Source organism: Streptococcus sp. 2_1_36FAA, from assembly GCF_000161955.2.
Taxonomy (GTDB): Bacteria; Bacillota; Bacilli; order Lactobacillales; family Streptococcaceae; genus Streptococcus; species Streptococcus gordonii.
This window is the reverse complement of the sequence record NZ_KI391973.1, coordinates 282,304-298,574: the sequence shown is the minus strand read 5'-3', so window position 1 is coordinate 298,574 and position 16,271 is coordinate 282,304. Positions and strand designations below refer to the sequence as shown.

The 16,271-nt window shown below is 42.0% G+C and carries 8 protein-coding genes; all 8 read right to left on the bottom strand.

Going from position 1 to position 16,271, the window contains the following annotated elements:
* Positions 1-18 precede the first annotated feature (18 nt).
* The 8 genes from hisC to HMPREF0847_RS01375 all read right to left on the bottom strand — a co-directional run bounded on the left by hisC (position 19) and on the right by HMPREF0847_RS01375 (position 16,271).
* Positions 19-1,077, bottom strand: a complete 1,059-nt coding sequence (gene hisC, locus HMPREF0847_RS01410; protein WP_008809349.1) for a histidinol-phosphate transaminase — start codon at positions 1,075-1,077, stop codon at positions 19-21.
* A gap of 473 nt (positions 1,078-1,550) precedes the next feature.
* Positions 1,551-1,856 carry a DUF4298 domain-containing protein gene (locus tag HMPREF0847_RS01405; protein ID WP_008809350.1) on the bottom strand — a complete coding sequence of 102 codons (306 nt, stop codon included), beginning with the start codon at positions 1,854-1,856 and terminating at the stop codon, positions 1,551-1,553.
* 33 nt (positions 1,857-1,889) lie between these two features.
* Positions 1,890-5,540, bottom strand: coding sequence for a helicase-exonuclease AddAB subunit AddA (addA, locus tag HMPREF0847_RS01400; RefSeq protein WP_020992599.1), 3,651 nt, complete (start codon positions 5,538-5,540; stop codon positions 1,890-1,892).
* The gene (gene rexB, locus HMPREF0847_RS01395) at positions 5,537-8,818 is read right to left on the bottom strand and encodes an ATP-dependent nuclease subunit B (RefSeq protein WP_008809352.1); all 3,282 of its coding nucleotides are present in this window, start codon (positions 8,816-8,818) and stop codon (positions 5,537-5,539) included. Before rexB ends, addA begins: the two co-directional genes overlap by 4 nt.
* Positions 8,819-9,209: 391 nt before the next feature.
* The gene (locus HMPREF0847_RS01390; RefSeq protein WP_020992598.1) at positions 9,210-12,383 is read right to left on the bottom strand and encodes a CocE/NonD family hydrolase; all 3,174 of its coding nucleotides are present in this window, start codon (positions 12,381-12,383) and stop codon (positions 9,210-9,212) included.
* A 637-nt stretch (positions 12,384-13,020) separates the two neighbouring features.
* Positions 13,021-14,382 carry a sensor histidine kinase gene (locus tag HMPREF0847_RS01385; RefSeq protein ID WP_008809354.1) on the bottom strand — a complete coding sequence of 454 codons (1,362 nt, stop codon included), beginning with the start codon at positions 14,380-14,382 and terminating at the stop codon, positions 13,021-13,023.
* Entirely contained in the window at positions 14,379-15,035 is a 657-nt protein-coding gene (locus tag HMPREF0847_RS01380) for a response regulator transcription factor (RefSeq protein ID WP_008809355.1), read from the bottom strand. The genes HMPREF0847_RS01385 and HMPREF0847_RS01380 overlap by 4 nt, the downstream gene beginning before the upstream one ends.
* Before the next feature lie 18 nt (positions 15,036-15,053).
* A complete protein-coding gene (locus tag HMPREF0847_RS01375; protein WP_008809356.1) occupies positions 15,054-16,271 on the bottom strand; it encodes an ABC transporter permease in 1,218 nt (405 codons plus the stop codon).

Genomic DNA, 16,271 nt, shown 5'->3' with positions numbered 1-16,271 from the left:
CAGCTTTGAGTCAAACTCTCAGCTACTGCAAATTTCCTTGATAGCTGCTAGAACAGTCTCCATCTCCTCTCGTCGTCCGATAGAGATGCGCAGGAAGTCTTTAATCCGCTCTGCTTTTGGAAAATATCGCACATAAATCCGACGCTCTTCTAGCTGCTGGAAAAGCTCTGCTGCAGAGATTCTAGTTGGCTGAGCTAGGACAAAGTTGGTCTGACTGGGCAGGACTTGGAAATTCAGCGCAGCCAATTCCTCAGAAAACCAATCTCGGGTCTCTTGAATGGCTCTACCGGTCTCAAGATAATAATCCCAATCTTCCACTGCCGCAAGGGCTAAGCGCTCTGCTAAGAGATCCACTGAGTAAGGATTGATGGAATCCTTGACAGCTTTCATAACAGCTATTAAGTCTGGATGACCAATGCCGTAGCCCACCCGCAGACCTGCTAAGGCAGCATCCTTGGAAAAGGTCCGTGTAATAAAGAGGTTGGGATAGGTGTCTAGAAGAGGCAGGGCAGATTGACCGCCAAAGTGAATGTAAGCCTCATCCACCACCACTACTACATCCTGATTAGACGCCAGAATTTCCTCCAACTGATTCAGCGGTAGATAAATCCCCGTCGGGGCATTGGGATTGGCTAGGATAATGCCACCATTATCTCCAAAATAATCTGACGGATGGACCTCAAAATCAGCTGTCAGTGGGATTTCTCGAAAAGGCACTTGGTAGAGGTCTGCCCAGACCTTGTAAAAACCATAGGTCAAGTCCGGAAATAAGACCGACTCGTCGCTATTAAAGAAAGCCAGAAAAGCCATGGACAAGATGTCGTCACTCCCGTTACCGATAATGAGCTGGTCGGGTGATACACCCAAATTTGCAGCCAAAGCCTGACAGAGCTCCGCCTGATCCAAACTGGAATACTTGCGCAACTCCTGGGCATCAAAGTTCTGCAGGGCCTCTGCCACCTTAGGACTTGGTCCATAAGCATTTTCATTGGTATTGAGCTTAATCATATCTGGCTCATTGGGCTGCTTCCCCGCTACATAAGGATTGATCTGTCTGAGACCTTTTAGCTTAACCATTTTGCCACCTCTCTTTCACACACTAGCCATTATCTGACTCTGATTATCTTTTAGAACTTCCAATAAATGAAAGACGAAATTTACCGCTTTGCTAAAGAAAAATAGGGGAATCTTCTAGTTTAAATATAATAAAAAGCCCTCGCAAAAAAACTTTGCAAGGACGTTGACACGTGGTTCCACCTTTATTCGGACCCCAGTCGCCTGAGGACCCTCTGGGAGTACGAGACTCCAGATTGATAACGGTAATCAGCCGTCGAGCACTAGTCTCCGTCTACTGACAGATTTCGCACCCGCACTCAAGAATGTGTCGTCTAAGGATTGGATGCCGTCTCACCAATAGGCACTCTCTGTTTCTTGTCTTAGACTTTTTCTCTCATCGCTTTCAATTTATTGTTGAATATTCTACATGAATTTTAAATAAAAAGCAAGAGAAAAATGAAAATTATTAATTTTATTTGTATTTTTAAAACATACTATCGTTCTTTTAGCATGGCACTGGACAAATCCAGCAGACTAATCGCTGTTTCAAAATGCTCCCCCATTAGGTCATAGACAGCATCTTCGCTTAAGACACCGCAAGCTATATTTTCAGGGAAATCCGGTCCATTCGAGAACTCTAAATCATCAAAAAATTTCTGACTAGTATAATAGTCCCTCAGCTGAATATATTCAGTTTGACAGCGCACCAGTTGATCTAGAGCTTTCTGAGCATCTGCTAGGACTTGAGCATATTTATTCAGATGTCCTTCCATTTTTTGAATGCGTTCTAACTGCTCCATCTAATTCTTTCCTTTCTAAAATCAACCAACCAATCAATCCACCTGAACCACCTGAAGCTTCTCACCTCCCAACAGAATCAAATATTTTTCAATCCGAGAAATACCATATGAACGACTGAGAGCTTGAGCATATAGGTCTAGCTGACTATGGTAGCGAGCTATCAACTCAGATGCTTCCTTATATTTATCCGTCTTGTAGTCAAAGAGGATAATCCGATCCTCAAATAGCAGATAGCCATCCAGAATCCCCCGAAGAACAAATTCCTGACCGCTGGTTTCGTCCCTCTTAAGCATAGCAAAAGGCGCTTCTCGATGCAACTTATCTGAGTTAGCTAGCAAGATTTCACCAAGCTGACTCTCAAAGAAACTTGCAATCTTGTTGAGGTCAATCTGTTTTTTCACAGACTCTTCTGCTTGAACTTGTCTTAGACTTGATTTTAAAACTGCCATGTCTGGCTTCTGATCTAAAGGAATCCTTTGCATAAGCTCATGAACAGCACTACCGACTTGTGCCCCAGTCACTTTGGCTTTCCTGCCGAAATCAGGTAAGTCAAAGTTAGGCTGAGGCCGAAATGCTACTCGCTCATCCATGATATCCAGGCCTTCTGTGTCCATGATTGGCTCATAAAACTTCTTAATCTGGCTTGGCGTTCGCACACTAGGCAGCTCAATGGCAGAGCGATATTGGCAATTTAGTCGATCTACACTTTCTAAAATATCCAGAGCCCTGCCGATATCTTCAGACTGACGGTTGTCTGTCAAATCATCCGCATCAAAGGGATTTGAATGGTGGATCTGGCCAATCTTGTCAGCAGTCAAATCTTCGTCACTGACAAATCTCAAATCAAAAGCAAGGTGATCTTCTGAAAAAACAGCCTGGATAGCATAAATCCAGTCTTGGAAAGAAGTTAGCTGACTACGTATGGAAGCCGATAAAAGCCCCTGTTCAGCTTGCCCCCAGCTTCGCTTCTCAAGTTTTTCTTGACTGCCTTTTCCAACTAAGTAGAGCTTGGTTTCAGCCCGTGTCATGGCTACATAAAGCAAGCGCATCTGCTCAGAAAGACTAGCTAGCTTGATTTCTTCTAAATTTTGTTGGTAGGGTAGCGTGTCCATCGACAAACGGATTGATCTCGGTTTCACTTCTTCAGGATATTTAACCTCTACATCAGCGATATATTTTATCCCAATCCCATTTTTACGACTCAAGATAATGCTAGAACTGGTATCTTGGCGGTTAAAAGCCTTGTCCATATTAAGCAGAAAGACATACTTGAACTCTAGTCCCTTACTCTTGTGGACTGTCATCAGATGAACCGCATCTTGTGGTGCAGCATAGGGAACGCTAGCCAAATCGTGCTGGTTCTCTAAAATCTTATCAATCATGCTAATGAATCGAGACAGCCCTTTAAAGCTTGATTTCTCGTAGTCATTAGCTCTGAGTGAGAGGGCATAGAGATTTGCTTGACGCTGGGTCCCATTGGGCAAGGCACCAACATAGTCATAATAAAAGCGGTCTTGATAAATCTTCCAAATCAGATCGTACAAAGAATGAGTTTTAGCAAAGATTCTCCACGATAAGAGCGTCTTTTGAAAGAGAACTAGCTTCTTTTTAAGGTCTGGCAAGATTAAGTCTGAATGTAGCCCTTGATTAGTTAAGGCATTTTCAATCTTCTCATAGAGATTTTCCTGCGATTTTTCCTGACTATTTTGTAAAGCGATACGAGCCAGCTCATCTTCTCCAAAGTCAAACATTGCTGATTTGAGTAGTGCTGTCAAGGCATAGTCATTTAAGGGATTATTGATCGTTCGCAAAGTGTCCAGCATGACCATGACCTCGACAGACTGGAGGTAATTGTCTTCTCCTCCATCTGGTACAAGAGGAATATTGTGCTTGTCAAACTCAGCCAAGATTATATCATTTCGAGTCCGAGAAGCCGTTAAAAGAGTAATGTCCTTAAAGGCAACCTCTTCTTCCTCATGCAGGCGAATGATTTCTTTGATAACTAGAGAAACTTCTCCAGCAGAGATGCTTTCCTCGCTTAGTTCCTCGCTTGCTACCGTCGAATCATAAAGGAGGAATTCAGCCCTATTTTTTGGATTAGGTGATGCTTTCGTCGGATTTCCCGCCACCAAATAATGGGTCTCATCATAGTTGATTTCCCCGACCTGCTCATCCATCAGTCTCTTAAAGACATCATTGGTTGCTTCCAGTACCTCTACATGACTACGGAAATTCTCCTTGAGGACAATCAGTTTCCCTTGGCTTGGATCTGCTTGATAAAGCCGAAACTTATCGTTGAAAATCTGGGGATCCGCTTGACGAAAACGATAGATGGATTGTTTGATATCTCCCACCATAAAGCGATTATGGCCGTTAGATAAGAGCTCCAACATTCGCTCCTGGGTGTGGTTGGTGTCCTGGTACTCATCGACCATGACCTCGTGGTAACGCTCTTGATAGAAGCTTCTTACCTGTGGGAAGTCCTCTAGAATCTGTATAGCAAAATGGCTGATATCCCCAAACTCAAAAGCATTCTCTGTTTTTTTTCGCTCCAGATAAGTTCGAGTAAAATCACTCATGAAATCGCGCAGCAAATCTAAGAGAGGCAGACTATCATCTTGATACTTCTCAAGGAACTCAAATTGATAGAGGCTGGACTCAAGACCTCGCAAATGCTCGATTCGTTCTTTACGTCCTTGATTAAAGGTATCAGCCAGCTCTTTTAATTCTTCCTTGCGAGTAGTAATGGTCAAGGCTCGGCCACCACTAGCCCGTGATAGAAGAACCACATCTTTTAAGACGCGGAAATAGTCCTGCTCAGAGGACAATTCCTGCAAACTTCCCAGTTTATCTAGCGCAAGCAACACATTTTCCTGATATTTAGCTCCCGCAAATTCACGTCCCTCGTTATCCAAATGAAAACGGAAATAATCTTCAAAGTCAAAAAGAGCACCTTTCACTTGCTGTAAAAGTTTGTCTCTCTCGCGCGAAAAATCGGTCTCTTCATAGCCTATCAGGAAAAAGTCCTGCAACCATCTCTGAGGATTGCTAGTTGATTGAAGAAACTGGTAAATGGTATAGACTTGCTGGCGAAAACCAGAGATGTTCTTTTTCTTGCCTGTGAAATTTTTGACTAACTTTTCAAAAATATCCTTCTGCTCACCAGTATAATATTGCTCAAAAAGCTGCTGAAAGACTTCATTTTGTAGCATAGTCTGCTCACTAGCTGACTGGAGAATACGAAAATTAGGGGCCAAGCCTAGAAGATAGCCATACTTGTTAAGAAGCTTTTGTGTAAAAGAGTCCATGGTCCCAATATCAGCCGTGGCAATAGCCGCTAACTGCTGGGCTAGGTGCTCTTTAAGTTCTTCATCCTGACTTTCTTTAAGGGCTTTACTTAACTCTTTTTCTAGACGTTCCTTGAGTTCTCCTGCCGCTTTTACGGTAAAGGTTGAGATGAAGAGTTCCTGGATGGACACTCCACGGAGGATCTGGTCAATAATCCTCTGAACCATGACAAAGGTTTTCCCTGACCCAGCTGATGCAGAGACTAGGATGTTTTGACCTGAGGAATAGATAGCCTCAATCTGCTCAGCAGTTCGTTTCTGTTCTTTACTTGAAGTGGCTTCAAAATGCTGTAGCTGACTGATTTCTTCTGGACTTAAAAAAGACTTTTTCCTCATTTTTCCAATTCCTCCCTCATCTTTTCTATCCATGCTCGGCGCAGTTTCTCACCAACTGGACGTTTTTCAAATTTACTCAAATCTAATTTATCTAGCTGTCTGGCTTGGCTTAGGTGGCGATTGGCTTCAAAGCCTGTAATAGCCTTAAACTGATCGACATATGGTGCTATATTCCGGCCATTTTCTGTATAGGGATTAACCTCAAAGTGACCAGCTAGAATGCCTTCAGCTACTTTTTTATAGAGAATTTCATTATAAGCTAGTAAAATAGCTAGTTCCTCTTTACTGAGACTATTAACCTTGCTCTTTTCATAAACAGGACCCAAAGAGGCCAGCTTATCTGCTAAAAAGAGCCCCTTGTACTGCATGGTTTTCGCAACTTCCTTGACCGCATCTCCTAGCTCTTTGGTATCTTTAAGGGCAACAATAGGCTCTGTCATTTGCAAGTACATGGCACCGAAAAGATCTCTACCTTCCTGCTGACCTTGGAGTTCCTGGATAGCCGCTAGATAAGTTGGAAGCTGAGAATTCAGACCATTAAAAAATTTTTCATAGCTAAACTTAGTCTCACTGGACTTATAGTCCACGACTCCCAGACTCCCATCGGCTAGCAAACGGTCAATTCTATCCACCTTGCCTCGAACACTAACAGCTCTGCCATCTTCCAAGATAAGGAAAGGCTCTTTACTGTTCCCAAAGACTGTTTCTTCCCCAATCGTTTCAATACCAGCTGACTGAGCCAGAACTTGACCAGTTGATTTAGCAGTATCTAGTAGCAACTGACGAGTAAAGAGACTCTCGCTAGATTCATTGTATAGACTTTCAAATTCAGTCTCCCGCATAGTCTCGTCTATTGCCACTTCTAGTCGCTGGTCAAAGTCTCGACTAGTATCCTCCTGAAGTACTTTCTCAAAAATTCGATGCAGAAAATTTCCGTGGCTTCTAGCATCTGGATGAATAGTCCACTCTTCCTGTAATCCTAGAATATATTTGATGAAATAGCCATATTGATTTTTGAAGTATTCGTTTAAAGCAGAGGCGGAAAGTCGGAGGGGCTGATCTTTTGGATAAAGGGCTTGCAGAGTTTCTGGTTGCAGAGACTCCGTTTTCAGTTCCTTGCTGATTTGTGGAATACTGATGCCTTCTACTGCCAATTTCTTGCGGAGAACCCGCACAGCCACCGCCCAAAAAGTCTTCTCCTCTGCTGTCCACTCTCGGTCAATCTCCTCTTGGTTGAGTTCGATGATTTGAGACAAGAGAGCTCGGTAGCTGCCAATATCGTCACTAGAAGCCTGAGACTTTTTGACAATGATGGGCAAGGAAAGTGGAGCTGCAGTCAATTCCAGCAGATAGGTCGACATGCTGTCCTCTACTTCATTGACCAAAGCTGGCGCAGACAAGACCAGCTCTTTGGTGGCAGAATTCATCAGCGACAGGGCTGTGTAGCGATTCTTCTTGAGATTTTCTGAGCTAGCAATCTGCAGTTCCGCTTGAGAATCCGTCTCTTCATTAAGTCGAGCCCGATCCTCATCACTGAGCAAACTCTTGTTTTGCGCGATTTTCGGGAAACGCTCTTGAGTCAGTCCAATTGCGTAGACATAAGGAGCTGCTAAAGGCTCTATCAGGTCATAAGACTGAACCTTGACCACATCAACTGTCGCAGGCACTGTCCGATAGTTGGACAAAAGCATGCCTGAGAGGACCAAGGCCAGAAAGTCGTCTAGTTTGACCTTACTGTCTGCAAATACTTGAGCAAACTGCTCTAATACATGGCTGAAAGCCTTCCAGACTTCCTCATGACGCTCCTGCTCCTGCTGACTTTCTCCCTGCAGTAGAGCCGTCAAATTGTCAGACAAACGGGCTGCTTGGACGAACTCCGTAAACTTAGCTAAGAGCCACGACGCCGTCTGGCTGCGGGATTTGAAAAAGTCTTGTAGCGGAGTCATAACCCGGCGGCGAATGTGATTGAGACTGTCAAGGTCAAATTTTCCTTGGCTATTAGCCGTGAAATCCTTGGCTAGCTTGCCTGCTCCCTTGATGTCCGCAAAACGCAGATATTGCTCAAAATGATCCAGCTCCTCCTGAGTCAAATTGCCGTAGAGCCCCGTCTTTAAGAGATTGAGCAGGTCTTCCAGTTGGAAGTTATAGCGCTTGAGCCGCTCCAAGGACTCGACAAACTGAACCAGCGGATGCTGGGCCATTGACTCGCTCCGCCCTAAATAGTAAGGAATCTGATATTGATCAAAAATGGTCTTGAGCTGAAGCTGGTAGGCTTCCACATCTCCCAAAAGCAGACGAATATCCTTATAACGCACACCATCATGAACCCGCTGCCGGATGGACTTAGCCACATACTCCAGCTCTTCTTTCTGATTCATAGTAGCCCAAATCTGAAGCCGCGAGCGATCTGTCTCACTCAGACTCACCGTTGATTCTGAAAAGTCATAGCGACTCTCCAAGATATTAGAAATCCGTCCAAAGGCATCTTCTGCTTCTGCATGAGGGATATAGTCAGGCTTGACCTGATAGTCCTCGGCCAGCTTTCTCAAAAAATCCACGCTTGCCTGATAGAGATTGCCCTCACGAAAGGCTGCTCGATAGGCTTTTTGGCTAGCATAGGTCCCAATAACAATCTCCACGCCTTTTCGATGCAGGAGACCGACCAGGTATTCCTCTTCAGCAGAAAAACGAGTAAAGCCATCGATGACCAGAGCCAAATCTACCAACTCCTCATCGGTTTCACCTGACAGAATATGCTGAGCAAAAGTCGCAATCTGAGAGGATGAGTCAAAATCACCCTTATTTAGAGCCGTAGCCACAGCTGTAAAAATCTTGACCAGATCCTCCCGCTTCTCAGGCTCCTCAAGAAATTCCAAATCCGCGAAGGACATCTGGGCTGTCTGCAGTTCATGGTAAAGATCCATCAGTTGCTGGATAAACTGGGGATCCTTCTTAATCCTGCCATAGACCTTAAGCTCTCCATCATCTAACTCTGTCAAGGTCCGATAAATCAGCATTCCCAGACCAATATCGTCCAAACTCTGCCCTTTTCGGACATCATTGAGGACAAAATACCGAGCCATCTGGGCAAAGCGCGTCACCGTAATGGCAAAGGAAGCCTTGTTCTTCAGGCACTCCAAAACCGCCCGCTCTTTCTCAAAAGAAAGCGAATTTGGCGCAATATAAAAGACTCGCTTACCAGCCGCCACCAAACTCTCAGCCTCAGCCACTAAAACCTTGGTCAAAGAATGGCGAATATCTGTATAAAGTAATTTCATAGCCTGCCTTTTCCTCTAGAAAATATAGGTTTATTATATCATTTTTGAAGGGATTTGACTCTTAGCTATACACATTCAACTAATCCTTTTTCATCCCCTGACAACTAGATGAGACGTCTTGCATCTACTTATTTTTCCTACTTTTTTAAACAGCGGAAACTTCAACCAGCTTAGAATATTTCAAATGAAAACACCCCGAAGGTTAGTTCATTTCTAACTTTCAGGGTGTGATTTATCTGCCAAATTGCAAAACCAGTCTTTTTTCTATAAAAACGGTTTGCTCCAAACTACTGAAGATCCACTAGAGTTCGGTATTTCCTAATGAGGCTTAGAATTTAATCTAGTAAGCAAGAAGTGAAAAGCCAAGTGTAAATAAAATGATTCAATCCTATTATTTCTCTTCTTTACGTCCACTAATCACTTTCCATAAGCCGGCTAAAAGTAAGCTTAGCATACCATAGACTGACCAAGAATTTGCTTTTTGACCAGTTTCAGGAAGTCTTGCTTCTCTTGAAAGACCTACTTCTTTTGAAGAAACATCATTTTCTTTGTGTTCTAGATTAGCGATTTCAACCTTTTGTTCCTTACGGAATTCCATAGAGTCCCGTCCTACTGGTGGTTGTTGATCCATTTGTCCTACTGGCTTAAGTTCAGAACCACTTCCTTTGTCCTGCTGATTGTCCTTTTCTACTGCAGGGTTCTTTTTAGCAATTGCTAGGATACGGTCTGCTAACTTAGCGTACTCGGTATCTTTCTCATTTGGTTGATAACGAAGTAAGAGAGATTGACTTTCTTCTACAATTGGTATCGTTGCAGAAATAGAATCTGTCTTAAACTTGACTTCGTATGGATCAGCATAATAAATGTAGTCTGGATCAAAAGCATGTAAGGTTAGGACCAGACGATGACCCTTTTTAACAGTATACAAGTTTGGCTGCAAGTACATAGTATAGTTGTGGTACTCATTTTCTTTTAAATCGATTGAATGTCTAGAACTTGCAGAATTAAAACCTGAATCTGGGTTAGCCAAATTCATCCAGCCTCTAGAGATAACCACACTTTTCACTTTATGCGTCTTGTATTCTTTCACTGGAAGGCTGTCTAGATTGCTACCATGCCAGTCCCCTTTTTCATCAACCGTTTCTTTTTCGAGTGTACGAGTACTATAACCGTCCTTATCATAAGTGATTTCTTCTTTGACAACATCAAATTCTTCATCAGATACATCCATCAAAGTCGCGCTGACATGGGCATGCTTCTTATCACCTTTCAAGAAGGCTGCACTAAAATGAAGAGGGATATGGCCTTTAATGGTAATATCACGATCAACTGGAGCCGCATATGAAGCACTGACAGCAGATGAATGAAAGGCTGCGTCTTGGTTTCTCGTAGTCCAATTTTCACCCGTTCCATAAAAATCACTAGATACAGTCACATCCTCTCTCTTGGAATAGGCACGAGCAGTGATTTTATTGTCAGTTTCCCATTTATCAAATCGACGCCACTTGGTTGGATCTAGGTTGTCCTGAGCAGTCACCTGTGGAAGATGTTCAATACCATTTTGAAGTCCAAATAAATAATGACTATACCATTGATTCATTAAATCGTTAAAGGCTTGACCAGCCACTGTAGTTCCTGCCCAGCGAGTAGATGGATAAACGTGATTTCCTTGGTGGAGCAATACTTTTGGATCTATACCTGCCTTCTTATATGCTTCTAGCATTAATTCAAAATGTTTTGGTTTGACATTATCATCATTTAGACCTTGAATAAGCAAAGGAGCAGCTTTTAGATTGGCTGCATTTAAGGTATAGTCACGCTTAGCATATTCTCCATTATAATTATGACCATCCTTGTGTTGAAGCTCGTTGAGTTTTGTGATATAAGCAGCATAGTAGTCTTTAATTTTATCCCAGTCATCCTTGTCTAAGATCCTACCAGAGGTATAAACAGACAACCACGATAGATCATTTGAAGCCCCTGTATCAAGAGGAGAACCTTGACTATTAAAGTGATCATACCAACTGGCAATTCCCGCTGCCGGTACTATTGTTTTAAGACCTTCTACACCAGTAGATGCAACCCCAAAAGTTGTTGTTCCAGCCCAAGACAAACCAGTCATGGCAACATTGCCACTCGACCAATCCGCCTTGACCTCCCGATTACTTGTTTTATCTGCATAGGCCTTGCGTTTACCATTCAACCATTCGATAATACTCTTGTAGGCAGCAACTTCCAAATCAGAGCCAGTTGTATTGATTCCATCTGACCCTTTTGAGCCCAATCCACTACTTGTTACAACCGCATAACCACGGACTAGGTAATAATTGTACCAGTTCAGGTTTTCATAATCATAATGAGTGTAATCTGCTGAACTTTCACGTGGATTGACATAGTACCAATCTTTAGGTTTAGTCGCTTTTGCAACCTCTTCTGTCGAAACTTCTTTGACTGCTTTTCTCTTGTCTGGCTTGGTATAGAGCTTAGCCATGTCAAATTTGCCACCTTCTTTGAGACCAAGCCCTTCTAGGGTACGTTCTTCTGTCGTACCTGCAACGTATGGGCTAGCTTCAAAGATTGTCGGAGCTTTATAATCACCTTTAACAGCAGCTTTCGGAACTTGAACGAAAGTCTTTACCAAGTCAGGTTTCCCATCTCCATCTGTATCATAGTCCGTTTCAACATAAACAACATAACGGACAATATCACTATTCTCATATGAATAATGTTCAGGATCATCACCACGAGTAAATGGGAAAATAGGCTGTGCTCTACCATTCATAAAGAGAGGTGTCTTGCGCTCTGCTCTGTAAGCAGCATGGAGTTTTTTAGCTGCAGCAACCATAGTAACAAGGTCTGTAACTGGATCGGATCCTTTCGCCTTTTGGTCAATCATTCCTAGACTCTTAGCAAAGGCTAAACGATCCTGGTCAGTTGAACCAACTTGTCCTTCTTTTGTCGATGCCCATTTCAAGAGTTGATTAACAGCTTCGCTGATTGTTGCTTCCTTCTTAGAATCTTCCTCAGTCCTTGCTTGACCAGTTACTTCTGACAAGTCTGCTAAGGTCGTCTTAGGTGGATTAGACACTCTAGTAGCACTTCTATCATTTCCTGGCTCTTTATTCGAAGTTACAGTTACTGAATTGTTCTCTACTCTTGGATCAACTTTCTTTTCAGCTTCACTTCCAGTATCTGCTACTGGCTTTTCAGGAACAACTCCCTTGTCCGTAGCTGATTGATCCGACACATTTGAAGACTCAGGGACTGCTTTATCGAAATGATTTTCCTTCTCACCTATAGATTGATTGGAATCGATTGCTTGCTCAACGACCGCTTTTTCCCCTACATTTTCTGTAGAGCTTTCCTTAGACACTTCAGCATTCTCACTTGATTCTACATGCTCAGATACCGATTTATCAGGACTAGACTCTTGATCCGTACTGGTCGCCAAGACTGGCTCGACACTATTTGTGCCAACTTCATCTGCTTGAACGTGACGCGCCAAAACAAGAGGACTAATCAATAAACTTGCAGCTACAATCGAAACAATGGTTGATTTTTTCATAAAATGACTCCTTATACCATGTTTTCAAAATCAGCAGTCAAGGCTAGTAGATACAATTTCCTTCACTGCCGTTTGATAAACAAATAACGAAAAAATTTTTAAATACATTCAGGACTTTCAAAAGCTTGAAGCGCTCCACCCCTCTTTCACTTTATAAAACGCCTCTTTTAAAAAGGCAAGATGACTCCCCCTCCTTATTGGAAATATCTGCTCTATTTCTTAAACTTAAATAGAAAGCAAGATCATTGAAGAGGAGAAACAATTAGGAAATTAAACTGTAATACACTATTTTAAAGGCCAATTAGTATCAGATACTGCAAAACATAAACTAGCAAATTACTGATAAATCAAGCCAAACTACTCATCATACTTTTCTAAGACTCACGTTATACTGAAAACACCTCTTAATCAAATAAATCCTATTGACTCTCATTTAACTACAGTCAAAGAGGCTTTCTGAGGGCCTCTTACTATTATTCTTCAGCAAACTACAGCTTCATTCTAGCACTATATGTAAGCGCTGTCAATCTATCTTTGTCTATTTTACACAAAATCAAAAAAAATAAGAACACCACATTGTTCTGTGGTGTTCTTATTAGATTGTAAAGTCTATTCCTGCTTGTCTAAGAGTTTTCAATTAAAAGGAAATGCTAAATCGCATCCATTTATCATCAACAGCTTCAAACTTATAAGCAAACTGATGCTTATCTAAAATTTGCTGAACGATAAAGAGTCCCAGGCCAGTCCCTCCATCTTTCCGATTTCGGCTATAATCCGGTCTGTAAAATGGTTGAAAGATCTGCTGAATCTGAGTCTCATCTAAAACACGCTCAGCCTGGTTTTCAATGACCAAGAGGTGTTCTTCAAGGCGGATTGAGATTTTCCCATTTTTAACGGTGTAGTTAAATGCATTATCGATCAGGTTTTTGATCGCCTTAACCAGGTAGATCTTATTGCCCTTCATATTAGCCTCTTCTAGACTAACTTGGAACTGATAGTGCTTCATGTCTGCCATCAGTTTGTAGGCGCCGAGATTTTCTTCTAGAACCTGCTTCAACGAAAAGACTTCCTCAGTCACCTCTGTTCCCATCTCCATTTTAGAGATAGCTAAGATGGACTGAACCAGAGCAGATTGCTCTTCTAAAATTTCTCGACATTTATGAAGGTAGGTATCTCGATCCTTGAATTCCCCCACGCCGTATATCATACCGTCAATCATTCCCATCATACTGGTTATTGGCGTCTTCAGCTCATGGGAAGTCATACGAAGGAACTCAGCCTTCTCCCTTTCACTCTCTGCAACCTTTTCATTTTCTACTTTCAACGCTTCCATACTTGTCAGCAGGTTGGCATAAAGGTGATTGATATCCTGAGCGAGTTCAGCGATTTCATCTTTTCCTTTAGCTACACAAACAACATCCGGCGCTAAACTGGTCATCTGACGAGTTGCAGCCGATATATCCTTTATCCGCTGACTAGAGGTCCGGCTGTAAAGATAGGCTGATAGCCCTCCTAGGCTAAGGGATACGACTAAAACAAAAGGATAGAGATTGAGCAAAATATGACTGGCATCACTGACGGGCTGCAGAGAATATTCTCCCTGCAGGGTCAAGATTTTTCCATCTGATGTTTTAAGCTTCTTGCTGATACTTTTATGCTTAGCTGTTCCATCAGCCATGGTAGGAAGGATTGTTAGTTGTAAGGAATCTTGGGTCTCACTTACTTCAACAGTCGGGTAAATGACCTGATCTTTGGTGTCTGTCAAATTAAACCAGATTCGATTATTTTTATGACTATAATCAGTGAGAAGAGATTTTATTTCGTCAATCGACTTTCCCTTCATTTGCTGAGTCACTTGTTCAAATTCATGATTAGCTTCTCTACTCTTTACTTGCTCATAATAGATTGGCATAGCAAAATAGAGACTAGCAAGCACTACTGTGACAACGACAAAGATAATCGAACTGGTCAGCAGGAAATTCTTTTTTACAATCTTCACGCCTGATCTCCACCCAATTGATAGCCCATACCGGTAATGGTTGACAAAGGAATTCCAGGAACTTTCTTGCGAATATTCTTGATATGATTGTCTAAGACACGACTATCTAACTCACTATAACCCCAAATAGTATTCATAAGCTGGTCTCTTGTCACTAAATGTCCCTTGCGTTTAGCAAGAACTTCTAGAATTTCATACTCCTTCTTGGTCAGAGCTAGCTTTTCTCCTTGCCAGAAAATCGTACAATCTTCTAAAACCACGCGCAAGTCACCGATGACAATTTCAGAATAAACGGCAGTTCGACGTAAAATATTTTCTATTCTTTTCACCAAAATGAGGGGTGAAAAAGGCTTAGTCACGTAATCGCTAATCAAGTGATTAAAACTCACTAGCTGGGTATATTCATCATCTAGAGCAGTTAAAATCATGACTGGGATCTGCGATGTCTTACGGATTTCCTTGAGAACATCTAAACCACTAACGGATGGCAACATCATATCTAAAATGACTAAATCAAAAGTCTCTTCTTCAAACTGACGTAGAGCCTCTGCGCCATCATAAACCGGCGTAACACTGTAGTTACTTTCTTTTAAAAATTCACATATGACTTGGTTGATAGTAGTATCATCTTCTACGACCAAAATCTTATACATAACGACTCCTTATTACTTCTATTCAAAGCGCAAAGCTTCGATTGGATCAAGCTTGGACGCCTTGACGGCTGGTAGCAATCCAAATACTACCCCTATTATACAACAAAATAGCAAACTTACAAAGACTGAGAAGAGGGAAAGAATGTAAGGATAAGCCAATGACTGGGTAATGGCAAAACCAGATAGGATTCCAGCAACTACTCCTATAAATCCACCCATCAAGGTCAAGATAACTGCTTCAATCAAAAACTGCTTGAGAATGATTTTTCGTCTTGCCCCCAAAGCCTTCTTAATACCAATTTCACGAGTCCTTTCTGTAACAGAGACTAGCATGATGTTCATAACACCAATCCCTCCGACCAGAAGGGAAATACTGGCAATCCCTGCCAAAAGTACAAAGTTTGATTGGTTCAAATTATCCAATTGACGTTCAAATTCCTGTAAATTTAGCACCCCAAACATATAATCAGAACTAGGGACTTGTTGATTGAGATAATCTCCAACTTTTTTTGCTACCTTCTTTAGATCATCTGCTTTATAGGTTTGAACTGTCACCTCAGGATTGACATTCAGCTCCTCAAAAAGCCTGTGCCATTGTTGGAGTGGAATGTAGGCAACCCGATCAGCTCCCGCTGTCAAGCCACTTTGTTCCGTAGACTCAAAAACACCAATTACCTTGAAAGGACTTCCCTTGACTTCGATATATTTTCCAATCCCATTTCCATTTGGGAAAAGACTATCATAGAGAGATTTTTCCAGATAAGTAACCTGCTCTTGATTTTGGAAAGCAGGATCGGAAAAATCCGCACCCTCTACGGTCCGCATTTTCTTAATTTCTGCAATATTTTGAGAAACAGCCTGTACCTTACCAGATGTTTTTTGTTCCAGATGGTAAATCTTGTCATCCGTTCCATAAGTTAAAAGAGCATTTTTAACACCAGGAATTTCTCGAATCTTATTTAGTATATCTTCACCCATGAAAGGGATGTAACCAGGTTTTTTTGCCTGAGCCTTTTCAGGTATACTAGGGTCAATCACATTCTTCTTGTCATAGACCACTTTGATGGTATTATTACTGCCACCGATCAACTGTCGCTTGGTATTTTCTGTATTTCCTTCGATAATTGAAAAGATAGCAATGATGGCACCGATCCCAATGATAATTCCCAGCATGGTCAGCATTGAGCGCATTTTATGCGATAAAATGGAATTTAGAGCTACAAAAATATCTTCCAT